Annotated in this window: 2 protein-coding genes; one reads left to right on the plus strand and one right to left on the minus strand. The window is 44.3% G+C overall.

What is annotated here, in order from left to right; genetic code table 11:
* Positions 1-158 (plus strand): Solitary outer membrane autotransporter beta-barrel domain (locus tag R7Q46_RS25660; RefSeq protein WP_318078013.1); only part of this gene is annotated, 158 nt, incomplete at its 5' end.
* A gap of 75 nt (positions 159-233) precedes the next feature.
* Here R7Q46_RS25660 and R7Q46_RS25665 read toward each other — a convergent pair.
* The coding region (locus tag R7Q46_RS25665) for a GGDEF domain-containing protein (RefSeq protein ID WP_318078012.1) at positions 234-908 on the minus strand (675 nt) is incomplete at its 5' end.

The raw sequence follows: 908 nt of genomic DNA on the forward strand, positions 1-908 counted from the left end.
CGCTAAATACCACGAATTATTATGAAGGCAGTATTGGATGGTTGATGACTCCACCGTTTGAGTCCGATTGGATAGACAATATTGGTATCGGTTTAACCATCAATTATGGTAGTGATCTGAAAGGCGGCAGTTTGGTTCTGTTCTTTAATCAGGATTGACGAAACTTGCCGTTGAACTGTCTAAACAAAACGACCGCACTTATTTGAGTACGGTCGTTGTATTTCTTTATCTGATTAGTTCTGATTTACTCTGGTGCAATTTCGACCTGCTTTTTTAGCTTTATACAATGCCGCCTCCGCCAGTTTGATGACTTCAGCAGGTTCTCTTCCGTTTCTACTGTCTGCAGCACCAAAGCTCGCCGTGACGAACACCGATTCTCTTTGCATGTCTTCGGTACCTCGGTTTTGCTGGCCTTGCTTGTGATCGTCAGGGCGAGAGGCTTTGTCACGAAGGATCATTTCATATTCAGCGATAGCTTTACGAGCTTCTTCTATATATTGGCGACAATCTTCAACGTTTTTTCCCTTGAAGACCATGGTGAATTCTTCGCCGCCGAAGCGATAAACCTTTGCACCACCACGTGTTTTCATCAATCTTGAAGCCACCATTTTGAGCACATCATCGCCGATGTCATGCCCGTACGTGTCGTTAAATTTCTTGAAGTGGTCGACATCGAGCATTGCAATTGTGAATTTTCTGCCCATGTGTTTTAGATCTAAATCTAATGCTCTGCGGCTTGGAATCTGCGTTAGGCTGTCAGTAAATGCAAGTTGGTGACTTGCCGAGGTCGAATAGATGATGATGAGCAGACCAGTAAGCGTAAACATGGTGCTGGAAATGTACTGCACATCAAAGAAGATGAATGTCGCGGAAGCCAAAGCCATTGCAGAATAGGTCATCGCATGGAT

It is taken from the genome of Vibrio sp. 811, assembly GCF_033339195.1.